At 69.6% G+C, this 21,106-nt stretch carries 19 protein-coding genes; 10 read left to right on the top strand and 9 right to left on the bottom strand.

Annotation, left to right across the window (positions count from 1 at the left end):
* Window positions 1-7: 7 nt before the first annotated feature.
* Window positions 8-772, bottom strand: coding sequence for a Stp1/IreP family PP2C-type Ser/Thr phosphatase (locus JGU66_28810; protein MBJ6764786.1), 765 nt, complete (start codon window positions 770-772; stop codon window positions 8-10).
* 96 nt (window positions 773-868) lie between these two features.
* Window positions 869-1,252, bottom strand: coding sequence for a DUF192 domain-containing protein (locus JGU66_28815; protein MBJ6764787.1), 384 nt, complete (start codon window positions 1,250-1,252; stop codon window positions 869-871).
* Between the two features lie 17 nt (window positions 1,253-1,269).
* Here JGU66_28815 and JGU66_28820 point away from each other — a divergent pair, with 17 nt between their 5' ends.
* From JGU66_28820 to rsmA, 5 genes are all read left to right on the top strand, one after another.
* Entirely contained in the window at window positions 1,270-1,761 is a 492-nt protein-coding gene (locus JGU66_28820) for a tRNA (cytidine(34)-2'-O)-methyltransferase (GenBank protein ID MBJ6764788.1), read from the top strand.
* A 46-nt stretch (window positions 1,762-1,807) separates the two neighbouring features.
* On the top strand, window positions 1,808-7,063 hold the full coding sequence (locus JGU66_28825) for a DnaJ domain-containing protein (GenBank protein MBJ6764789.1): 5,256 nt from the start codon (window positions 1,808-1,810) through the stop codon (window positions 7,061-7,063).
* A 131-nt stretch (window positions 7,064-7,194) separates the two neighbouring features.
* Window positions 7,195-9,792 (top strand): response regulator, encoded by a 2,598-nt coding sequence (locus JGU66_28830; GenBank protein MBJ6764790.1) that lies wholly within the window; start codon window positions 7,195-7,197, stop codon window positions 9,790-9,792.
* Window positions 9,793-9,827: 35 nt separating this feature from the next.
* Window positions 9,828-10,826 carry a tRNA (adenosine(37)-N6)-threonylcarbamoyltransferase complex transferase subunit TsaD gene (tsaD, locus tag JGU66_28835; protein MBJ6764791.1) on the top strand — a complete coding sequence of 333 codons (999 nt, stop codon included), beginning with the start codon at window positions 9,828-9,830 and terminating at the stop codon, window positions 10,824-10,826.
* Between the two features lie 20 nt (window positions 10,827-10,846).
* Window positions 10,847-11,677: a 16S rRNA (adenine(1518)-N(6)/adenine(1519)-N(6))-dimethyltransferase RsmA gene (gene rsmA, locus JGU66_28840; GenBank protein ID MBJ6764792.1), complete on the top strand. Its 831-nt coding sequence runs from the start codon at window positions 10,847-10,849 to the stop codon at window positions 11,675-11,677.
* Window positions 11,678-11,696: 19 nt separating this feature from the next.
* Here rsmA and JGU66_28845 read toward each other — a convergent pair whose 3' ends face one another.
* Window positions 11,697-11,966: a hypothetical protein gene (locus JGU66_28845; protein ID MBJ6764793.1), complete on the bottom strand. Its 270-nt coding sequence runs from the start codon at window positions 11,964-11,966 to the stop codon at window positions 11,697-11,699.
* Between the two features lie 170 nt (window positions 11,967-12,136).
* Between JGU66_28845 and JGU66_28850 the strand changes: the two genes are divergently transcribed.
* The 5 genes from JGU66_28850 to JGU66_28870 all read left to right on the top strand — a co-directional run bounded on the left by JGU66_28850 (window position 12,137) and on the right by JGU66_28870 (window position 15,777).
* The gene (locus tag JGU66_28850) at window positions 12,137-12,781 is read left to right on the top strand and encodes a deoxynucleoside kinase (GenBank protein ID MBJ6764794.1); all 645 of its coding nucleotides are present in this window, start codon (window positions 12,137-12,139) and stop codon (window positions 12,779-12,781) included.
* A gap of 172 nt (window positions 12,782-12,953) precedes the next feature.
* Window positions 12,954-13,865 (top strand): 3-methyl-2-oxobutanoate hydroxymethyltransferase, encoded by a 912-nt coding sequence (gene panB, locus JGU66_28855; protein MBJ6764795.1) that lies wholly within the window; start codon window positions 12,954-12,956, stop codon window positions 13,863-13,865.
* A gap of 2 nt (window positions 13,866-13,867) precedes the next feature.
* The gene (locus tag JGU66_28860; protein ID MBJ6764796.1) at window positions 13,868-14,722 is read left to right on the top strand and encodes a pantoate--beta-alanine ligase; all 855 of its coding nucleotides are present in this window, start codon (window positions 13,868-13,870) and stop codon (window positions 14,720-14,722) included.
* Between the two features lie 16 nt (window positions 14,723-14,738).
* Window positions 14,739-15,224, top strand: coding sequence for an SsrA-binding protein SmpB (smpB, locus tag JGU66_28865; protein ID MBJ6764797.1), 486 nt, complete (start codon window positions 14,739-14,741; stop codon window positions 15,222-15,224).
* Window positions 15,225-15,261: 37 nt separating this feature from the next.
* Complete coding sequence (locus JGU66_28870) at window positions 15,262-15,777, top strand: stringent starvation protein B (protein MBJ6764798.1); 516 nt, start codon at window positions 15,262-15,264, stop codon at window positions 15,775-15,777.
* 7 nt (window positions 15,778-15,784) lie between these two features.
* Here the strand turns inward: JGU66_28870 and JGU66_28875 are convergent, their stop codons facing one another.
* The 6 genes from JGU66_28875 to JGU66_28900 form a co-directional block, all read right to left on the bottom strand.
* Window positions 15,785-16,549 carry a PEGA domain-containing protein gene (locus tag JGU66_28875; protein ID MBJ6764799.1) on the bottom strand — a complete coding sequence of 255 codons (765 nt, stop codon included), beginning with the start codon at window positions 16,547-16,549 and terminating at the stop codon, window positions 15,785-15,787.
* Between the two features lie 20 nt (window positions 16,550-16,569).
* A complete protein-coding gene (locus tag JGU66_28880) occupies window positions 16,570-16,911 on the bottom strand; it encodes a DUF971 domain-containing protein (protein ID MBJ6764800.1) in 342 nt (113 codons plus the stop codon).
* 83 nt (window positions 16,912-16,994) lie between these two features.
* The gene (locus tag JGU66_28885; protein ID MBJ6764801.1) at window positions 16,995-18,707 is read right to left on the bottom strand and encodes an HD domain-containing protein; all 1,713 of its coding nucleotides are present in this window, start codon (window positions 18,705-18,707) and stop codon (window positions 16,995-16,997) included.
* A gap of 21 nt (window positions 18,708-18,728) precedes the next feature.
* On the bottom strand, window positions 18,729-19,631 hold the full coding sequence (locus JGU66_28890) for a peptidoglycan-binding protein LysM (GenBank protein ID MBJ6764802.1): 903 nt from the start codon (window positions 19,629-19,631) through the stop codon (window positions 18,729-18,731).
* Entirely contained in the window at window positions 19,628-20,059 is a 432-nt protein-coding gene (locus JGU66_28895; GenBank protein ID MBJ6764803.1) for a FecR domain-containing protein, read from the bottom strand. The genes JGU66_28890 and JGU66_28895 overlap by 4 nt, the downstream gene beginning before the upstream one ends.
* 91 nt (window positions 20,060-20,150) lie before the next feature.
* On the bottom strand, window positions 20,151-20,954 hold the full coding sequence (locus JGU66_28900; protein MBJ6764804.1) for a carbon-nitrogen hydrolase family protein: 804 nt from the start codon (window positions 20,952-20,954) through the stop codon (window positions 20,151-20,153).
* Between the last annotated feature and the right edge of the window lie 152 nt (window positions 20,955-21,106).

Here is a 21,106-nt window from a genome sequence, read left to right on the forward strand (position 1 = left end):
GTACGGCTCAGGAAGCGTGGTAGCGGGCGAGCACGCAGGTGACGTTGTCGTTGCCGCCCGCGGCGTTGGCCAGGTCGATGAGCTGACCGCAGGCCTTCTCCAACTCGGGCGTGCGCGCGAGGATGTCCTGCATCTGCGCGTCCGTCACCATGCCGCTCAGGCCGTCCGAGCAGAGCAGGAAGACGTCGCCCTGCTGGGGCTCCACGCGCGACACGTCCACCTGCACCTGCTCCTTCATCCCCAGCGCCCGGACGATGACGTTCTTGTGGGGGAAGTTCTCGATCTCCTCCGGCGTGAGCTTCTTGGCCTTGAGGTAGTCGTTGAGGAGCGAGTGGTCCTCCGTCACCTGCTTGAGCGTGCCGGCGCGGAAGAAGTACACGCGGCTGTCGCCGACATGGCCCACGTAGGCCACGTCGCTGGCGAAGTGCAGGGACACGATGGTGGTGCCCATGCCCTTGTACTTCGAGTCCGCGCTGGCTCGCTCGAAGATGCGCGCGTTGGCGAGCTTGATGCCCGTGGACAGGCGATTCTCGTCGTAGCTGCGCGCCTTGTCCATCTTGAAGGGCCAGGTCGCGTCCTGGTCCTTGGACGTCATCCGGTAGAACTCACCCAGCTCGTCCACGGCGATGCGGCTGGCAATCTCTCCGGACGAGTGACCGCCCATGCCATCGGCCACACAGCAGAGGTTCTCCTCCGCGAGCACGAGGTAGTTGTCCTCGTTGTGGTTCCGCTTCATCCCGACGTGGGTGCTGCCAGCTACCTCGATGCGCATGCGCGGGGACTCTTCAAGGGGAGGGGCGTGAAGTGGCCGCGGAGGTTAACAAAGCGCTCCGAACAGGGTCAAAACCCAAGCGCGGCCAGGATGGGGTCAGCCAGCCCCCCCGCCCTCGGTCGAGGGGCGGACGGGCTCGAAACTCAACAAATCGCCTTCCTGGGTGCCGCTGGCGGTGAGGACACCCGCCGGAAGCTCCAGCACCGAGTGGGCCCGGAAGTACACCGAAGTGGCCCGCCAGGGAGGCAATGCCGCCATCTGCTTGACGACGCGCCCTTCCTTGTCCAGGAAGGCCACGTCGATGGCGATGCGCATGAAGAACGTATGGATGGAGTTGCAGGGGACGATGTGGAGCCCTTGGCCCACCGGGAGCTCCGTGCGCCCCATCAGTCCCTGGAAGCGCTGCACGAAGGACTCGGCCCGGTCGGCCTGGTCCGCGAGCAGTCGCTGCCGCGTCTCGTTGTTCACCCTCCAGCGCATGCAGCGCCTTCTACTCCATGATTGAGCCCCTGGCGCGTCCGCTTCACCTCGTTCTTGTCTCGCCCCAGATTCCCCCCAACACCGGCAACGTGGCCCGGCTGTGCGCGGTGACGGGCTGCCGCCTCATCCTGGTGGAGCCGCTGGGGTTCTCTATTGACGACCGGCACTTGAAGCGCGCCGGGCTTGACTACTGGGACAAGGTCTTCCTGCGGCTGTATCCCACCTATGACGCCTACGTGGCGGACTACCCGGAGGCTCGGCGCTGGCTGTTCTCGGCGCGGGCGGAGCGGACCCTGTACTCGGCGCGGTTCGAGCCGGGGGATCATCTGGTGTTCGGCTCGGAGGTCTCGGGGCTGCCCCCCGAGGTGGTGGAGGGCGTCACGGGGACCCCCCTGACGATTCCCATGCTGCCCGAGCGCCGGAGCCTGAACCTGTCCACCTCGGTGGGGATTGGGACGTACGAGGCCCTGCGGCAGATCCAACTCGGGGCAGCGGCCGGGCAGGCCTGACCGTCAAGTTGAGCGGCGGTCGGGAGGGACTACACTCCGGAAACGAATGCCCTCCTCGCAGGTCGCCGATGCGCTGTATGCCGCTCACAAGTCCCGCGCCACCGGGCTGCTGAAGCTGCATTCGGGCGGGCTGCACTCCTCGCTGCTCTTGCGCGAGGGGGACCTGGTGGGGGCGCGGCTCGGGTTTGGGTATCAGAGTCCGACGCAGGCGCTGCTCCAGCGCGGGATGCTCGGGGCCGAGGCCCTGGATGCGCTCTGGGCGCGAGGGGGCGCGGCGGCCCCGGACGAGGAGCTGCTGGAGGAGTACGGGCTCGAGCCCGACGTGGTGGTGGAGCAGCAGGTGTTGGCGCAGGTCCGTCGGCTGAGCGAGCTGGCGGAGGGCGCCGAGTTCGAGCCCCGCGCGGTGGAAGGCGAGTTTCGGCCCATCGCGGGGACGCGGGTGGTGCGCGCGGCGCTGGAGCCGATCCACGCGGAGTCGCCGAGGGCCCGCGTGTACCGCTGCGTGGACGTGGCGGCGTGCGAGCCTTGGACGGCGGATGCGTCTGAGCTGGAGTTGCTCGGGACGCTGGAGACGTTCCGGCGGCCGGAGGCGCTGACCGCGGCGCAGGAGGCCCTGCTCCACGTCCTGGAGCGAGAGGGGCGGCTCGAAGCGCTCTCCGTGGAGGAGTGGGACGCGCGCGAGCGGGCCCGGTTGGCGGAAGAGGCGCGGATCGCGGAGGCTCTGCGGCTGGCGGAGGAGGCGCGGATCGCGGAGGAGCGCCGGTTGGCCGAGGAGGCTCGGCTGGCCGAAGAGGCACGCGTCGCCGAAGCGCTTCGATTGGCTGAGGAGGCTCGGCTGGCCGAAGAGGCGCGGATTGCTGAAGAGCTTCGGTTGGCTGAAGAGGCTCGGCTGGCGGAAGAGGCGCGAATCGCTGAAGAGCTTCGGTTGGCTGAGGAGGCACGTCTCGCGGAAGAGGCGCGCATCGCCGAAGCGCTTCGGTTGGCTGAGGAGGCGCGAGTCGCCGAAGAGCTTCGGTTGGCCGAAGAGGCACGCCTCGCTGAAGAGGCTCGTCTCGCCGAAGAGCTTCGGTTGGCTGAAGAGGCTCGTCTCGCCGAAGAGGCGCGTCTCGCGGAAGAGGCTCGGCTCGCCGAAGAGGCGCGCATCGCCGAAGCGCTTCGGTTGGCTGAGGAGGCGCGAGTCGCCGAAGAGCTTCGGTTGGCCGAAGAGGCACGCATCGCTGAAGAGGCTCGTCTCGCCGAAGAGCTTCGGTTGGCTGAAGAGGCTCGTCTCGCCGAAGAGGCGCGTCTCGCGGAAGAGGCTCGGCTCGCCGAAGAGGCGCGCATCGCCGAAGCGCTTCGGTTGGCTGAGGAGCTTCGGTTGGCTGAGGCGGCTCGCCTCGCAGAAGAGGCGCGCGTCGCCGAAGAGCTTCGATTGGCCGAAGAGGCGCGTCGTGCAGAAGAGGCACGTGTCGCTGAAGCGCTTCGGTTGGCTGAGGAGGCTCGGCTGGCGGAAGAGGCGCAAATCGCTGAAGAGCTTCGGTTGGCTGAAGAGGCACGTATCGCCGAAGAGCTTCGGTTGGCTGAAGAGGCTCGGCTGGCGGAAGAGGCGCGACTCGCCGAAGAGCTTCGGTTGGCTGAAGAGGCTCGGCTGGCGGAAGAGGCGCGACTCGCCGAAGAGCTTCGGTTGGCTGAAGAGGCTCGTCTCGCCGAAGAGGCGCGTCTCGCGGAAGAGGCTCGGCTCGCCGAAGAGGCGCGCATCGCCGAAGCGCTTCGGTTGGCTGAGGAGCTTCGGTTGGCTGAGGCGGCTCGCCTCGCAGAAGAGGCGCGCGTCGCCGAAGAGCTTCGATTGGCCGAAGAGGCGCGTCGTGCAGAAGAGGCACGTGTCGCTGAAGCGCTTCGGTTGGCTGAGGAGGCTCGGCTGGCGGAAGAGGCGCAACTCGCTGAAGAGCTTCGGTTGGCTGAAGAGGCACGTCTCGCGGAAGAGGCTCGGCTCGCGCAAGAGGCACGCATCGCTGACGCGCTTCGGTTGGCTGAAGAGGCACGTCTCGCGGAAGAGGCTCGGCTCGCGCAAGAGGCACGCATCGCTGACGCGCTTCGGTTGGCTGAAGAGGCACGTCTCGCGGAAGAGGCTCGGCTCGCGCAAGAGGCACGCATCGCTGACGCGCTTCGGTTGGCTGAAGAGGCACGTCTCGCGGAAGAGGCTCGGCTCGCGCAAGAGGCACGCATCGCTGACGCGCTTCGGTTGGCTGAAGAGGCACGTCTCGCGGAAGAGGCTCGGCTCGCGCAAGAGGCACGCATCGCTGACGCGCTTCGGTTGGCTGAAGAGGCACGTCTCGCGGAAGAGGCTCGGCTCGCGCAAGAGGCACGCATCGCTGAAGCGCTTCGGTTGGCTGAAGAGGCTCGGCTCGCGGAAGAGGCACGCATCGCTGAAGCGCTTCGGTTGGCTGAGGACCGTCGGTTGGCTGAAGAGGCTCGGCTCGGCGAAGAGGCGCGCATCGCTGAAGCGGTTCGGTTGGCTGAGGACCGTCGGTTGGCTGAAGAGGCTCGGCTCGGCGAAGAGGCGCGCATCGCTGAAGCGGTTCGGTTGGCTGAGGACCGTCGGTTGGCTGAAGAGGCTCGGCTCGGCGAAGAGGCGCGCATCGCTGAAGCGGTTCGGTTGGCTGAGGACCGTCGGTTGGCTGAAGAGGCTCGGCTCGGCGAAGAGGCGCGCATCGCTGAAGCGGTTCGGTTGGCTGAGGACCGTCGGTTGGCTGAAGAGGCTCGGCTCGGCGAAGAGGCGCGCATCGCCGAAGCGCTTCGGTTGGCTGAAGAGGCTCGGCTCGCCGAAGAGGCGCGTCTCGCGGAAGAGGCGCGTCTCGCGGAAGAGGCTCGGCTCGCCGAAGAGGCGCGCATCGCCGAAGCGCTTCGGTTGGCTGAGGAACTTCGGTTGGCTGAAGAGGCTCGGCTCGCGGAAGAGGCTCGGCTCGCGGAAGAGGCTCGGCTCGCGGAAGAGGCTCGGCTCGCTGAAGAGGCCCGTCGCGCTGAGGAGGCCCGTCGCGCTGAGGAGGCCCGTCTCGCTGAAGAGGCCCGTCTCGCTGAAGAGGCCCGTCTCGCTGAAGCGGCTCGGCTCGCTGAAGAGGCGCGAGTCGCCGAAGCGCTTCGATTGGCCGAAGAGGCTCGGATCGTCGAGGCAGCTCGGGTCGAGGAAGAGCGTCGACTGGCTGAGGCGGCTCGGTTGGCGGAAGCGGCTCGCCTCGCGGAGGCTCAGCGGCACGCGGAGGAGGCCCGTCGCGCCGAAGCGGCTCGCCTCGCGGAGGCTCAGCGGCACGCGGAGGAGGCCCGTCGCGCCGAAGCTGCTCGCCGTGCCCACGAGGCCCAGCTCGCCGAGGAAGCACGCCGTGCCCACGAGGCACGCCTCGCGGAGGAAGCTCGTCTCGCCGAAGAGGCTCGCGTCGCGGAGCTGGCCCGTCGCGCCGAGGAGGCACGCCAGGCCGAGGCCCAGCGCCTCGCCGAGGCCGCCGTGCCTCGCAATCTCCCTCGTCGCGCGGAGCCGCCCCGCCGCACTCGCACCCCCGCGGTGCCCTCGGCTCCTCCGGTCCTCACCCCGGTCGCCGTGCCCTCGGCCCCCGTCGCCCAGGTGGAACCGGAGCCGCTGTCGCTCGGGCCCGAGGACATCATCTCCTTCGAGCCGCAGCCCCAGGCTCCCACTCAGGTCGCTCCCAGCCTCGACCTGCCTCTGGCCGAGAACGCCGACGCCATCCGGGTCGCCCGGGAGCGCGCGCAGGCCGCCCTCGTTCAGGACATGCAGGAGGCCCTCCGGCGCTCCGCCACGCAGCCGTTGGACCCCTGGCTCGCGGACGAACCCTCCGCCCACGCGGCCCCGCCTCCCGCCGAGTCGGACCTGCCTTTGTTGGAGGCCGAACCCGAGCCGGGACCCGAGAACTGGGGCGATGTCATCCCGGCCTCGCCGGCCCTGCCGGACACCGAGGCACCTCCGACCGCCCCCGTCGTCCCCGTCGAGACCGACCCCACCCCGGACCTCTGGGCCGTCAAGCCCCCGCGCTTCCCGTCCTCGTCTCCACCCCCGCTCCGTCTGGGGCCCCAGGCCTCGCGGGCAGGGGAGGAGGACCTCTGGCGCATCGTGGCGTTCGACAAGCCCGCCGAGCCCGCCGAGACGCTCACCGCCTCCTTCGAGGCCGCGCTCCAGCAGGTGGATGCCCACCTGGAGGCCCTCGTCCGCTCGGACGTTCGCCTGAGTGGAGGGGATGTCAACGAGCCCCCGGTCGAGGCCATTGTCGAGGCCACGTTCGAGGCCCTGGATCCCCTCGGCTTCTCCCCCTTCCCGGGTGACAACGCCAGTCCAACTGGCCAGACTGCCCCCGAGTCGTTCGAGGATGACCTGGACGACTGGGACTTCGACGAGGACGACGTGGCGGCAGATCCCTCCAATCCCGACGAGGCAGCGAAGCTCCGGCGCCAGCGCCTGCTCAAGCGCGCGATGGAGAACATGGGCGTGCTCGGCTCACGTCCCGCCGCGCCGACCGGTGCCGCGCCCGTCGCCGAGCCGGGCCCCGCCGCCGAGCCTCCCTCCGAAGCGCCGAAGGGCGACGAGCTCCGGCTCGCCCAGCAGATCGAGCAGCGCTACGCGGACATCCAGGGCAAGCGCGACCACTTCGCCGTGCTCGGCGTTCCCCAGGACGCCACGCGGGACCAGGTGAAGAGCGCGTTCCTCAGCCTCGCGAAGCTCTTCCACCCGGATCGCCTACCGCCGACCCTGCCGCAGCTCGCTCCGAAGATGACCTCCGTCTTCGAGTCCATCCGCGAGGCCTACGAGGTCCTCTACGACGACGCCAGGCGCAAGGCCTACGTCCAGCAGACGCAGGCGCCCCAGGCTTCAGCCAAGCCCGCGGGGCAGGGCGCGGGTCGGTCCGGTGGCGCGCGCACGGACAGCCCGCCCGATGACCTGTTCAAGATGGGCGAGGTCTATTTCCGCAAGCGGGACTTCGCCGCGGCCACGGACCATTACGAGCGCGCGTATGCGCAGGACCCTCGGCCGGTGTACCTGGCGGCGCGCGCCTGGGCCATCTACATGGACCCCAACCGCAAGGCGGACATGGCCAAGGCCAAGCAGTTGATGGCGGACGCCGTGAGGGCCGACCCCAACTGTGACCGGGCGCACTATCAGCTCGGGGTCATCGCCCGGGTCGAGGGGGACATGGACCGGGCCGAGCGCCACTTCCGGGACGCGGTGCGCTCCAACCCCAAGCATCTGGAAGCCAACCAGGAACTTCGCCTCATCGACATGCGGAAGAAGAATCCGCCGAAGAAGGGCCTGTTCCGGTGAAGTGCCCGTTTGCCCGGTGCCGGCCGGGCGCTCGGGTCGTCCCCGGCATTGACACACCTTGAAACCGGGTCCGATGCTCCGCCCGGTCTCCCCCGTCTTACTCCGGCCCTCCGCATTGAAAGGCAAGCAACGTGGCCAAGCAGCACCTGCTCCTGGTCGATGGTGACGCGAAGAGCCTTCGCGTGATGGAGGTCAGCCTGAAGAAGGCCGGCTTCTCCGTGACGACGGCCATTCACGGCAAGGATGCGCTCGAGAAGGTCCAGATCAGCCCTCCGGACCTGGTGCTCGCGGACACCAAGATGCCGGAGATGGACGGCTTCGAGCTGTGCAAGACGCTCAAGTCCGACGAGCGCTTCAAGTTCATCCCGTTCGTCTTCCTGACGAACCAGAAGTCGGTCGAGTTCAAGGTGCGCGGCCTGGAACTCGGCGGTGACGACTACCTCACCAAGCCGATCTACATCAAAGAGATCGTCACCCGCGTGAAGATGATCCTCCAGAAGGCGGAGAAGGAGAGGATCGAGAAGCGCGAGACGACGAAGGGCGGCTTCGCTGGCAGCCTCGCGGACATGGGCGTGGTGGACCTGGTCCAGACGTTCGAGATCGGCCGCAAGACGGGCGTCATCTCCATCCAGGGCGAGCGCGCGGGCACGGTCTACTTCAAGGAAGGCCGCGTCATCGACGCGGAGCTGGGACGGCTCAAGGGCGAGAACGCCTTCTACCGCCTGCTCAATACCTTCGAGGGCCAGTTCGAGGTGCAGTTCACCACGCTCGACCGCCCCGAGCGCATCGAGGTCTCCACGCAGGGCCTGCTCATGGAGGGCATGCGCCGGCTCGATGAGTGGGGCCGGATGCTCGAGCAGCTCCCGCCGCTGGAGACGGTGTTCGAGATTGACTACCACCAGCTCGCGGACCGCCTCTCGGAGATTCCCGACGAGGTCAACGGGCTCCTGCGCTTGTTCGACGGCAAGCGCGCGCTCAGCCGCGTGGTGGAGGACTCGGACTTCGAGGACCTGGCGGCGCTGGGCATCATCAGCAAGCTGTACTTCGAGGGGCTCATCCGCGAGCTGGGCAATGCACCGCAGGAGCCCGTGCACAGCGGCAAGCCCGGCATCGAACAGTGGCTGAACGCGGCCCCCGCGCCGAGCGCGCAAGCCGAGCAGGAAGTGGTCCCCGCCGTCACCGAGCCCGAGCCGGTGGTCGCCGCCGAGCTGACGCCCGTGGCCACGCCCGAGCCCGTCGCTCCGGTCGAGCCTCCCCCGTCGACGGTGCTGGCGCCGCCCGCGGGCGTGGAGGACGTGCCGCCCGCCCCCGCGCAGCCCGCGGAGGTCATCATCTTCCCAGCGCGCCCCAAGCGCTTCGAGGAGGAGCCGTCCGACGATGTGAACGCGGCGGTGCCTCCGCTCGCGCAGGAGGGCTCGGCGTTCCTCGTGGAGCCTCCTCCGGCGCACCTGGCGGTGGAGCAGGCGCGTCGCAGCCTGCTGCTGGATTGGAGCCGGGTGGACACCGAAGGGCTCAGCGCGCCCAGCACCTGGGGACCGGGCTCTTCGTGGGCGCCGGGCCCGCGTGCGCGCTCGTCGCAGCCTCCATCTGCGCCTGCTTCGTCGCCGCAGGGCGGTGATCCCGCGATGTCGCGAGCGCCCATCTTCGGGGGGGCGGCCATCGCGCCCAGTCCGCTCGCGAACGTGCCTCCGCCCACGCCGGCCCCGCCGTCGTCGGAGGTCACCTGGGTGAGCGGCAACCAGGTGCCGCCGCTGCCCGTGGAATCGGTGGTGGAGGCCGAGGAGATTCCGGCCACACCGCCGCAGCTCGCGCTGCCTCCATATCCGGGCCACGGCGTGCCCACGCCCTCCATCCCGATGGAGCCGGTGGACCTGGCCGCGCTGGAGCCCCACGCCGCGCCCCTGTCCCCCGAGCCCGTGACGCCTGCGTCGCCGCGGAGCGCACCGGAGCCCGTGAAGCCCCCCGTGACTCCGGCGCCGGTCGCGACTGCGCCGGACGCGGAGGATGCCGCCCTCGCCGCGGCCGTGAAGCCCAAGCGCACGGGGTTGTTCATCGCGGCGGGAGTCGTGCTTGTCGCCGTGGTGGCGGCCCTGGTCGCGATGCGCAGCGGCCCCACGCCGCAGCCCACGCCCACGCCGCCGGTCGAGCAGCCCCGTCCGACCCCGCCGAAGCAGGACGCTCCGCCCACGACGGCCGCGCCCACGACGCCCCCGCCTACGACGACTCCTCCCTCCACGACGACGGCTTCGCCGACGAGCGCTCCCACCGGGGCGGACGCTGGCCTCGCCACCGGCTCCCAGAAGCCCGAGGAGGAAGAGGACACGACGCCCCCGGCTCCCAACGTGGACCCGGAGGTCGCCTACGCCGAGGCCATCAAGGAGGGCCGCTCGGCCATCGTCTCGAAGCGCTTCAAGACGGCGCAGGGGAGCTTCCGCAAGGCGCTGGCGCTCAAGCCCGCCTCCATCGAGGCCAAGTCCGGGCTGGGCTACGCGCTGGTGAGCGGCAACTCCGCGTCCGAGTCGAGCTACCGCGAGGCGGCGAAGCTGCTGCAGGACGTGGTCCGCGAGGAGCCGAAGAACTCGCGCGCCTGGCTGTCGCTCGGCATGGCGCTCCAGTTCTCCGGAAAGAATCCCCAGGCAACCGAGGCCTACAAGAAGTACTTGTTCCTGGAACCGACGGGCGCGTCGGCCGGTGAAGTCCGCCAGATGCTCAAGTCCATGGGCAACTAGGCGGCCGGCCGCTCTCTCCCGTCATTCCTGGAGTCATCGTGCTCATCCTCGGTCTGGAAACCTCTTGCGACGAGACGGCGGCCGCTGTCGTCGAGGACGGCCGGCGCGCGCTGTCGGACGTCGTCTCCACCCAGGTGGACATCCACCGTCGGTGGGGCGGGGTGGTGCCCGAGCTGGCCAGCCGCAACCACATCGTGCAGGTCATGCCCGTGGTGCACGAGGCCCTCACGCGCGCCGGGAAGACGCTGTCGGACATCGACCTCATCTCGGTGACGTCGGGCCCAGGGCTCATCGGCGCGCTGCTGGTGGGGCTCCAGGTCGCCAAGGGTCTGAGCCTCGCCACGGGCAAGCCGTTCGTGGGCGCCAACCACCTGGAGGGCCACCTGCTGGCCATCCGGCTGCTGGAGGATGCGCCCGAGCCGCCGTTCCTCGGGCTCGTGGTGTCGGGCGGCCACTCCAGCCTCTACGAGGTGCAGGACTACGGGCGCTATCGGCTGGTGGGCAGCACGCGCGACGACGCCGCGGGCGAGGCCTACGACAAGACGGCGCGCATCCTGGGCCTGCCGTATCCGGGCGGACAGCCGATTGATGAACTCGCCCAGCGAGGCAACCCCGAGGCCATCCGCTTCCCGCGCGCGCTGCCCGGCGACAACTTCGACGTGTCGTTCTCCGGGCTGAAGACGGCGGTGCTGCACCACGTGCGCAAGCACGGCGTCCCGGAGGGGCAGGCGCTGTCGGACCTGTGCGCGTCCTTCCAGGAGGCGGTGGCGGACGTGCTGTCCAAGAAGCTCGTCGCGGCCGCGCGGCGGCTGGGCCATCAGCGCCTGGTGCTGTGTGGTGGCGTGGCGGCCAACTCCCGCCTCCGAGCGCTCTGCCAGCAGCGTGCCGAGGAGCGGGGCCTGCGCATGTACCTGCCCCCGGTGCGGTTGTGCACGGACAATGGCGCGATGATCGCCGTCGCGGGGTATGAGGCGTGGCGCCGCGGTCTGCGCGGCGACTTCCGCCTGGCGGCAGACCCCGCCTGGCGCATGTGAGAGAGAGCAGGGAACACCGAGTGGAATCGCCGCGAGAAATCCTCAAGCGCCATGGCCTGCGTCCCAAGCACAGCTGGGGCCAGAACTTCCTCGGGGACGAGGAGGCCCTCCAGGACATCGCGGACGCGCTCGCGTTGCGCGAGGGTGAGCCCGTGGTGGAGCTGGGCCCGGGCCTCGGTCACCTGACGCGCTTCCTCGCCGCCACGGGCGCGCGCGTCACCGCGGTGGAGCGCGACCGCGACATGATCTCCGTGCTGGAGAAGGAGGCCATCCCCGGCGTGAAGGTCGTGGCGGGCAACGCCGCGGACGTGGACTTCGCCCAGGTGGCCGGAGTGCCCGAGGTGGCGGTGGCCGGCAACCTGCCGTACCACCTCTCCAGCTCCATCCTCTTCCAGGTGCTGGCCCAGCGCACCCACGTGACTCGCGCGGTCTTCACCCTCCAGAAGGAAGTGGTGGAGCGCCTGGCCGCCAAGCCGGGCAACCGAGACTACGGGCTGCTCACCGTGCTGCTCGGTCTGCACTTCGAGGCGGAGCAGGTGCTCACGCTGGAGGCGTGGCGCTTCCACCCGCCGCCCAAGGTGGACTCGGCGGTGCTGCGCCTCACGCGCCTGGCCGCGCCGCGCGCGCCCATCACGGATGATGCTCGCTTCATTCGGTTGGTGAAGTCGGCCTTCGCGCATCGGCGCAAGACGCTGCTCAACTCCCTGAAGTCGGACTCGGAGCTTGCTTCACCCGAGCAGATTGTCGCCGCGCTGGCGACCGCGGGCGTGGATGGCACCCGCCGCGCGGAGACGCTGTCGCCCGAGGAGTTCGCGGCGATCGAGCGTGCGCTGGGGCCCGTGACGAAGTGAGCGGCGCGCGGTGCTGGGCTCAGCGCTTCGGGCCCAGCGTCGCGAGCAGGCCGCCTTGCTGCTCCAGGTACGCGCGGAACTCCGCCTCGGGCAGGCGCATGCGCGCGAGCACCGCGCTCAGCACCTCGTCCACGGTGCCCTCGGGGCGGCGCTTCAACTCGAAGGCCACCTTGAGCAGCGCCACGCCGTAGAGCGGATCCACCTCGGCGGGCGACGGTGCCTTGGGAGCGAGAGCTTCCTTGCGCTCCTCCAGTCGCACCACTGTCTTCACCCGCTGCCTGCCGCTCATCGAGCCGAGTACCCTTCGCGTGACGTGGAAATTGGCGCGCGACCGTAGGGGATGCGCTCCATCAGCGTCAAGGCCGCGCGAGCCGGTGAAAATTGCCGGTTGCGCGCGACCATGTTGTGTTATCCGCCCCTCGCTCGCGTGTCACCACCGGGGTCGGGAGGCCTCGGCCGATGGACTACCGCTACATCGTCGTCGAAGGCCCCATCGGCGTGGGGAAGACGAGTCTCGCCAACATCCTCACGGAGCGCCTCGGTGGACGGCGCATCCTCGAGGTGGTGGAGGAGAACCCCTTCCTGTCGAGCTTCTACGCGGACCGTCAGAAGTTCGCGTTCCAGACGCAGATCTTCTTCCTGCTCTCGCGCTTCCGTCAGCAGCAGGAGCTGTTTCAGCAGGACCTGTTCCGCTCGGTCACCATCAGCGACTACCTGTTCGCCAAGGACCGCATCTTCGCCAACCTCACGCTGGCGTCGGATGAGCTGGGCCTCTACGACCGCGTCTTCGAGGCGCTCGGGCCTCGGGTGACCAAGCCGGACCTCGTCATCTACCTCCAGGCCCGCCTGGACGTGCTCCTGCAGCGCATCAAGAAGCGCGGGCGCGAGTTCGAGCGGAAGTTCGACGCGGGCTACCTGGAGTCGTTGACCCACTCGTACAACGACTTCTTCTCCCACTACACGGAGACGCCGCTGCTGGTGGTGAACACGTCGGACATCGACTTCGTGAACCACGAGCCGGACCGCGAAGACCTGCTGAAGGCCATCGAGAACGCGCGCACGGGCACCCAGCACTATCTGCCGCAGCCGTCAAGGCGAGGCTGAGAACGAACGCCTGTCTGGATGCCTGCTCGACTCCGGGCCCCACGCGAGGCCCGAGGACGTTAGAGTGGGGGACGCGGCACCCATGCTTCCGGCGATCCCCGAAAGGGGACGGTGAGAAGCGGACGGTCCGCGAGCAGCGAAAACCACCCGCTACATCCACAGGAGGTGAACCATGAAGGACAAGGTCACCATCCATACGCTGAAGCGCTTCAAGCAGATCGGTCAGAAGATCTGCATGGTCACCGCTTACGACGCCACCTTCGCCCGCATCCTCGACGATGCCGGCGCGGACGTGCTGCTCGTCGGTGACTCGCTGGGCATGGTCATTCAGGGGCACGACTCCACGCTGCCCGTCACCATGGACCAGATGGTGTACCACTGCGCGGCCGTGTCCCGCGGTGCGCGCCGGGCCCACGTGGTGGGCGACCTCCCGTTCATGAGCTACCAGGTGTCGCCGCAGGAAGCGGTGCGCAACGCCGGGCGGCTGGTGTCCGAGGGCGGCGTGGGCAGCATCAAGCTGGAGGGCGGCGCCGAGTTCGCCGACACCGTGCGCGCCATCGTCCGGGCCAGCATCCCCGTCATGGGACACCTGGGGCTCACGCCGCAGTCCGTGCACCGCATGGGCGGCTATGTCGTCCAGGGCCGTGACGAGGACGCCGCGCGCAAGCTGCTGGAGGACGCGCTCGCGCTCGAAGAGGCTGGTGCGTATTCGCTGGTTCTGGAGGGCGTGCCGCTGGAGGTTGCGCGCACCATCACCCAGAGCCTGAAGATTCCGGTCATCGGCATCGGCGCGGGGCGCTACTGCGATGGCCAGGTGCTCGTTTGCTACGACCTGCTGGGCATGAACCCGGACTTCAAGCCCAAGTTCGTCAAGCGCTTCGCCAACCTGTACGGCGCCATCACCGAGGCCACGGGCACGTTCTTCTCCGAGGTGCGGCAGGGCACGTTCCCGGATGAGGATCACTCGTTCAAGGCGAACAAGAACATCCGCCTCGTCGCCAGCCTCCCCGGCAACACCGGGGTGGAAGACACCGCGGAGGCCTCCGGCGAGAAGGTCGGGCCCATCTACGGGGCGCCGGTCTAGCCATGGCTCCCCTCGTCCTGCGCACCGTGGCGGAGGTGAAGTCGTGGGCCGCCGCTCACCACCGCGAAGGCCGTCGCATCGCCCTGGTCCCCACCATGGGCTTCTTGCACGAGGGCCATCTGTCCCTGATGCGCGAGGGACGCCGGCGCGCGGACGTGGTGGCCACCTCCATCTTCGTCAACCCGACGCAGTTCGGTCCCAACGAGGACCTGAGCCGCTACCCGCGTGACTTCGATGGAGACCTGAGCCGCTGCGCCAGTGCAGGCGTGGAGGCCGTCTTCGCCCCGGAGCCCGGCGAGATGTATCCGCCGGGCTACCAGACCTACGTGGAAGTGACGGACGTCAGCCAGGGCCTGTGTGGCGCCCGTCGCCCGGGACACTTCCGCGGCGTGGCGACCATCGTCGCGCGGCTGTTCACCCTGTTCCGTCCCCAGGTGGCCCTGTTCGGCGAGAAGGACTACCAGCAGCTCCAGGTCATCAAGGCGCTCAACCGCGACCTGTACCTGGATGTGGACATCGTCGGGATGCCGACGGTGCGCGAGGCGGATGGGCTGGCCATGAGCAGCCGGAACGCCTACTTGTCCGCCGAGCAGCGGCAGCGGGCGCTGGCCCTGTCCCGGGGACTCCGGGCGGCTCAGGCCCTCTACGCTTCGGGGACGCATGAGGTCCCGGCGCTGGTGGAGGCCGTCCGTCGCGAGCTGCGGGCGGCGGACCTTCGAGAAGACTATGTGGAAGTGATGGACGCGGAGCGGCTGGTGCCCCTGTCCACGGTCGCGCCGGGCCAGGCGGCGCGCGTGCTGGTGGCCGCCTTCAGTGGTGCCACGCGGCTCATCGACAACATGCCCCTGGGCGGATAGGAGACGCGAGCACGGTATGGCGGGTGGAAAGTCGAAGGGGCTGGGCAGCGAGCCCGGAGTCAAAATCATCGCCGAGAACCGGCGTGCGCGCTTCGACTACACCGTGGATGAAAAGGTGGAGGCCGGGCTGGAGCTGACCGGGAGCGAGGTGAAGGCGCTCCGAGACGGGACGGCCAACCTGGCGGACGCCTATGCATTGCCGAAGGGCGCCGAGCTGTTCCTGCTCAACGCCCACATCGGCTCCTACAAGGCGGCCAGCGTCTTTGACCACCTGCCCACGCGAGGTCGCAAGGTGCTGATGCACCGCGCGGAGATCGATCGCTGGACAGCGAAGGTGCGCGAGCGCGGTTATTCCATCATCCCGCTTGTGCTGTACTTCAAGAAGGGGCGCGCCAAGGTGGAGCTGGGCCTGTGTCGTGGCAAGACGCACGATGACCGGCGGCAGGACATCAAGGAACGGGAGACGAAGCGGGAGTTGGATCGGGCCATGCGCCGACGGTGAGACACACGCCCGAAATACTTCCCGCCGAACAAGCCGGATGGACAAGAAGGTTCTCGACAAGAAGGAGCGGCTGCTGGCCGCGCTCGACCAGGGGATGGTGATGATCCGCCTGGATGCGCGCCGTCCCGGCGTGCTCGTGCCCCCGTCGCTGAGAGGCGAGGCCGACGTGCGGCTGAACCTCTCCTACCGCTTCGACCCGCCCGACCTCGCGGTGGGAGAGTGGGGCATTCGCTCCACGCTCAGCTTCGCGGGTTCTCGCTTCACCGTGGCGGTCCCCTGGTCCGCGCTGTTTGAAATCTCCAGCCACGTGACGCGCGAGTCGTGGCTGTACCCCGACGACCTCCCGCCCGAGCTCTTCGCCCAGCCGCCGATGACGGCCGCGCGGCCTCCGATGCCCGTGCCGGTGCCCGTGGCCTCCGAGCGCCCGCGCCCGTTCCTCCGCGACGTGTCGAGCGAGCGGAGCGACGAGCCGCCCGTGAGTCCAGTGAGCCCCGAAGGGCCTCGCGACGAGCCGCCCACGCCGCGTCGCGGTCACCTGCGCGTCGTGAAGTAGCCTGTCTTCAGCGCTGGAGCCGGACGTTGAGGTCCACCGGCTCCGCGCCCGTGAACGTCCCCTTCCACGTGCGGTAGCCCTTGAGCTTGAGCTGCACGGGGATGGGATGGTCCGGGTAGACGTTGTCCATCATCAGCGGCGTCGTGCCCACGGACACGCCATCCACCAGCACGGTGGCGCCGTCCGGCTCGCTGCGAATGGTCAGCATGGGGTTGCCGCCGCCGCGCATCGCTTTCTCCACCTGCAAGTGGAGGCGCTGCCACAGCCACGCGCCAGTTCCCGCGAGCAGGGCTGCGATGCAGAGCGCGACCACGAGCCCGCCCCAGCGGCGTCGCGTTCGCGCGGGTGCGGTCGGGTCCACGTCCCAGGTGCTCTCGGGGCGAGGCGCCCGGGCCTCCAGCTCCAGCGCGCCACCCGGCGTATCGAGCACGCTCCGGTCCGTTGACTCCGCCCGCGTCGCGCGGTGGTCCTCCGCGAGCAGCAGGGGCTCGTCGGCGGGCGGAGGGGGCAGGGGCGCGGTGGCCGCGGACTTCAGGGCGAACGCGGCGGAATGAGGGCGCGCGCCGCAGCGGGCACACGGGCCCTCTTCCGAGTCACGCGCGGCGCCGCAGTGTGAGCAGGGACGCAGCAGCGCTCCACTCGCGCTGAGCGCGGGGCCTCCCGGCACGGGCTCCCACGCGGGTTCGCCGTCATCCGCCAGGGGCGAGCTGCCCGGCGCGTCGTCGTGAGCTGCGTCCGAAGGAGACGAGGGCTGCCGGTTCCGAGGCGTCACGCGAGACACTCCGTGGCGTTTCAGCTCTGGGGCTGGGTGATGTCGCGCAGGTGCTGCCAGGGATAGATGCCGGTGTTGTGCTGGTCGCTGAAGACGAAGGCCAGCGCGTAGTTGCCCACCGGCTGGATTTGCAGCACGCGCAGGTCCGCCGGCACCTTCGCCGGGTCCAGCGTGCGTTTGTTCGTCCACTCGTCCACGCACGCGGCGCAGGGACACTGCTGGCGCAGCACCTGCGCGGTGGCGGTCGTCTGCACTCCGTCATCCCAGGTGAGCGTCAGGCGCTGGGCATCCGGCGACAGCCGGGCGTCCGTGGCGGTGACGGGCTTGGGGGCGGGCTTGATGCGGTCCCAGAAGCTGCTCAACGGTCCACCTTCCGAAGTCTCGACAGCGAGGAGACCTCCCTACCATTCTTCCGGCCCAGGTGGGGCGCAAGCCCTCGGGGGCGCTACGAGGCCAGCTTGACGGGCAGTCGGTGTCCCTCCAGCCGGACGCCCTTCTTCCCCAGCACCCGCCGCAGCGCGAGCACGACCTGCGGATCCAACTGGGCGCCGCTGAGGTTGTCGAGAATCTCCATGGCCTTCTCGAGCGGCATGGCCTTCTGGTACGGGCGCGTGGAGGTGCACGCGTCGAAGGTGTCCGCGCACGCCACGATGCGCGCGAGCAGCGGGATGTCCTCGCCCTTCATGCGGTCGGGATAGCCGGTGCCGTCCCAGCGCTCGTGGTGGTGCCGCACGCACGCGCGCACCGCGCCCAGGAAGCTCACCGGCCCGATGATGGCGTCCCCGATGGACGGGTGCTCGCGCATGATGGCCATCTCCTGGTCCGTCAGCCGCGACTGCTTGCAGAGGATGGACTCCACGATGCCAATCTTGCCGATGTCGTGGAGGATGCCGCCGTACTGGAGCTGGCGCAGCTCGCGCTCCGTCAGGCTCATCTCCCGGCCAATCTCCACCGCCACGTCGCCCACGCGCTGACTGTGGCCGCGCGTATACGCGTCCTTCGAGTCGATGGAGTTGGCCAGCGCGACGATGGTCTCCAGGTAGCCCTTCTCCAGGCTCTCGTAGAGGCCGCGGTTCTCCAGGTCGTAGGCCATGAGCTGCTTGCTCATGTAGTTGAACGTCTGGGCCAGCTCCCCCAGCTCGTTCTTCTGGCGGATGTCCACCTCCACGCCGAACTTGCCGTGCGCCAGCTCCAAGGCTCCGGCGATGAAGCCCTTCAAGGGACGCGTCAGGGTGCGCGAGAACACGGCCGCCAGCGCGAGCGCCACGCCCAGCGCGCCGCCCAGGCCCACCAGGATGCGGCGCTCCATGGTCTCCACCTGCCGGTACGCGTGCTCCACGGGCTGCTCGGACACGATGGCCCAGCCCGCCTCGGGCAGCACCGTGTACGCGGCCACCACCGCGTCGCGGCCCTCGCCGAAGTTGCCCACATGGAACAGCTCCGTGTCCGGCGAGCCCGCCAGTTGCTTCAGCAGGTGCGCCACCGGACTGCGGCGAGACACGTCATCGCCCACGCGCCCGAGGTCACCGCCGCCGGTGATGAGGTGCCCGTGTCGGTCCGCCAGGTACGCGAAGCCCGTGCTGCCCACGCGCTCCTGCGCCAGCATCTGTCGCAGGTTGGAGAGTGTGATGTCCGCGGCGATGTAGCCCTGGAGTGGCTCGCCCACCGGGAAGGCCAGCGTCACCACCGGCCCGCCGCCGCCCGCGGGCATCACCACGTCGGAGAAGCGCAGGTCCGTGGGCTCGGTGTCGAGCAGGGCGCGAGCGCGCTCCTCGTGCTCGGCCACGGCGCTGGGAGACACATCGTGCACCGCGAAGGCCTGCAGTCCGGGCAGCCGCTGCTTGTCCGCGCCGAACGCGGTGATGGCGAGCACCTCCGCGCGCTGGGTCAACACCGAGGCGATGTGCGAGCGCTGGGCGTCGCGAGGCAGCTCGAAGAACCCCCCCGGCACGCGGGCGAGCCCCATGACCAGCTGCGCGGGCTCATCGAGGAAGTTCTCGGCCTTCAGGCGCAGCTGCTTCACGCGCTCCTGGGCCAGCTCCTGCGCGTCGCGCACGAGCAGCTCGCGCGTGTCCGTGACCGAGAGGTAGCCCACCATCATCGTGGGCACGATGGCCGCCACCGACATCAAGAGGAGAATGGCTTTGAACAGGCGCACGGCGGGGCTCCTCGCAAAGGGCTACTTCTGCCAGCCCTGCTTCACCTTCACGTTGAGCTCGAGCGTGTTCGCGGCCAGCTCGAAATGCCGTGCCACTGAGGGCCCCGACCTCCCCCGCGCCGGACTCAGCGCCCGCACCGTCCAGCGGTAACGCCCGGCGGGCAGTCCAGGCAACACGAGTTGCAACGCCGTCACCGCCTGCTTCACCACGGGCGCCCCGCCGCGTCGGAGCGCGGGCTCCGCGAGGACCTCCACCTCGTACTCGTCCGCACCCTCCACGGCCGCCCAAGCCAACGTCACGGGCCCGAGCAGCCCTTGCTCCGGACGGAACGCGAGACGTCGGTTGTCGGCGGGCTGCGAGGGCTCGGGCGCCTCGGGCGGCTCGGGAACGCTGGTGCCCTGCCGCACGAGGACGCGCTCGCCCTGCGTCACCGCCCGGCTGGTGTTCTTCGCCTCCACGGTGACGGGCGGCCCTTGGCGATTGATGATGGTGGTGCTGCCCCCATCGCCTCCCACCTCGACGGTGAAGTTGGAGGGCTGGGGCGGGTTGAGCAGCGCCCACACCTCGTCCGCCATCCGGATGGCCTCGCTGTAGCGCGCGCGCTGGAAGTGGGCCTCGGCGTCCTTCAGGCGCGCCTCGGCCTGACTCCGCCGCGCTTCATCCTGTGTGCCCTGCACGGCGGTGCGCGATATCTCCAGCGCCTTGAGGGCCGTCTGCCGGTCGGCTCCGGGCACCTTCAGCGGGGTGCCTGCGGGCACCGAGTCCGAGGTGAGCTGGTTGAGGGCCTTGAGTTCGCTGGCGCTCCCTCCGTCCAGGGCGCGCGCGGCCACCTCGTCGAGCGTCTCATGCTCGCGGACCACCACCGTCGAGGTGGGCGCGGGGGCGGCTCCCAGCCAGGCGGTGAGCAAGAGGGCGGCCTTCATTGGAATTCAATCTTCCTCCCGGCGCGCACCGTGGCGGCCGGCGTGGTGACGGACAGGGACTGGGTCGCGGGTTGCTCCAGTGAGGCGTCGATTCGGCCTCGAAGGACGGTGACGTCCGTTCGGAGCTTGGTCTCGGCGATGCCAATCAGCGAGTCGCCCCCGAGGTGCACGGTGCTTCCGCTGGCGAACACGACCTGGGCGCCCGCGCCCGCTTCTGTTCGCACCTTGTCATTCTCGTACAGCGCCTGCCCGTCGCGGGCGGCGCTCCACTCGTCGGCGCTGGCCCGCTTGATTTGGACCTCGCCCTTGAGCTCACGCAGGTGCGCTCGCGCCACGGGGGCGGGCGCGGGCGCGGAGACGGACGCGGACGGCTTGTCCTCGGCGGTACAGCCGGGCGTCAGGGCCGGGAGCGCGAGCGCGAACAACATGGGGAGCCAGCGTCGTCCGTTCACGAGGGGAAAGTTCCGGAGGCCACAGTGTAGCCAGGACAGGCCGGGATGGGGGGCCGGACCGGACACCTTAGTCCAGCCGACGGTGCTGGAGGCACGGCAGGTTGCGTCGAATGCGCCCCAGCAGCTCCGGGTCCACCGGCGCCACGGCCAGCCCCTCGCCCTCCGAGGCCCGCGCGGTGACGAGCCCCCACGGGTCCACCACCATCGCGTGGCCGTAGGTCATCCGGTTGGCCGAGTGCTTGCCACCCTGCGCGGGCGCCAGCACGTACGCCTGGTTCTCGATGGCGCGCGCACGCAGGAGGACCTCCCAGTGGTCCTTTCCGGTCATGAGGGTGAACGCGGCGGGCACGGCCAGCAGGGTGGCCCCGTCGCGGGAGTGGCGGCGGTACAGCTCCGGGAAGCGCAGGTCGTAGCAGACACTCATGCCCAATCGACCCACCTCCGTGTCGGCGACCACGACCTCGGTGCCCGGCGCCACGGCGGCGGACTCCTGATAGGTGGCTCCATCACCCACATCCACGTCGAACAGGTGCATCTTCCGGTAGACCGCCAGCCGCTCGCCGCCCGGGCCGAACAGGACGCTGGTGTTGTAGAGCCGACCGCCGGGAGCGCCGGTCTCCAGCACGGAGCCCGCCAGGAGGGTGACCTTCCGGGCCCGGGCCAGCTCCGCCATGCGGCTGAGCGTGGGCCCGTCGAGGGACTCGGCGGCGCCCGGACGCTCAGGCTCGGGGCCCATCCAGGCGAAGTTCTCCGGCAGACCGACCAGGCGGGCTCCCAGGTCGACGGCTTGATTGACGAGGCGGGTGGCGGTCTCGAGGTTGTGGACCTTGTCCGCGGTGGACACCATCTGGGCGGCGGCGACGAGGTGCATGGGGACGTTATATCTCCCTGCACACGCGTAAACCCCCGGGAATCCTCGCGCGGCGATGGCGAGGTGCGGGAAGGCGAGGTGCGTCCTTCCTTTACACCCCGAGGGAGCGTGTGTTACGGACGCCCCCGACATTTTTCGACGCAGTTCCTTTC

The organism is Myxococcaceae bacterium JPH2 (assembly GCA_016458225.1).
Taxonomy (GTDB): domain Bacteria; phylum Myxococcota; class Myxococcia; order Myxococcales; family Myxococcaceae; genus Citreicoccus.

Excerpts from the sequence above, each read along its gene's own strand:
- JGU66_28810 (MBJ6764786.1), bottom strand. The coding sequence starts at position 772 with ATGCGCATCGAGGTAGCTGGCAGCACCCACGTCGGGATGAAGCGGAAC.
- JGU66_28815 (MBJ6764787.1), bottom strand. The coding sequence starts at position 1,252 with ATGCGCTGGAGGGTGAACAACGAGACGCGGCAGCGACTGCTCGCGGAC.
- JGU66_28820 (MBJ6764788.1), top strand. The coding sequence starts at position 1,270 with ATGATTGAGCCCCTGGCGCGTCCGCTTCACCTCGTTCTTGTCTCGCCC.
- JGU66_28825 (MBJ6764789.1), top strand. The coding sequence starts at position 1,808 with ATGCCCTCCTCGCAGGTCGCCGATGCGCTGTATGCCGCTCACAAGTCC.
- JGU66_28845 (MBJ6764793.1), bottom strand. The coding sequence starts at position 11,966 with ATGAGCGGCAGGCAGCGGGTGAAGACAGTGGTGCGACTGGAGGAGCGC.
- JGU66_28850 (MBJ6764794.1), top strand. The coding sequence starts at position 12,137 with ATGGACTACCGCTACATCGTCGTCGAAGGCCCCATCGGCGTGGGGAAG.
- panB (MBJ6764795.1), top strand. The coding sequence starts at position 12,954 with ATGAAGGACAAGGTCACCATCCATACGCTGAAGCGCTTCAAGCAGATC.
- JGU66_28860 (MBJ6764796.1), top strand. The coding sequence starts at position 13,868 with ATGGCTCCCCTCGTCCTGCGCACCGTGGCGGAGGTGAAGTCGTGGGCC.
- smpB (MBJ6764797.1), top strand. The coding sequence starts at position 14,739 with ATGGCGGGTGGAAAGTCGAAGGGGCTGGGCAGCGAGCCCGGAGTCAAA.
- JGU66_28870 (MBJ6764798.1), top strand. The coding sequence starts at position 15,262 with ATGGACAAGAAGGTTCTCGACAAGAAGGAGCGGCTGCTGGCCGCGCTC.
- JGU66_28890 (MBJ6764802.1), bottom strand. The coding sequence starts at position 19,631 with ATGAAGGCCGCCCTCTTGCTCACCGCCTGGCTGGGAGCCGCCCCCGCG.
- JGU66_28895 (MBJ6764803.1), bottom strand. The coding sequence starts at position 20,059 with ATGTTGTTCGCGCTCGCGCTCCCGGCCCTGACGCCCGGCTGTACCGCC.
- JGU66_28900 (MBJ6764804.1), bottom strand. The coding sequence starts at position 20,954 with ATGCACCTCGTCGCCGCCGCCCAGATGGTGTCCACCGCGGACAAGGTC.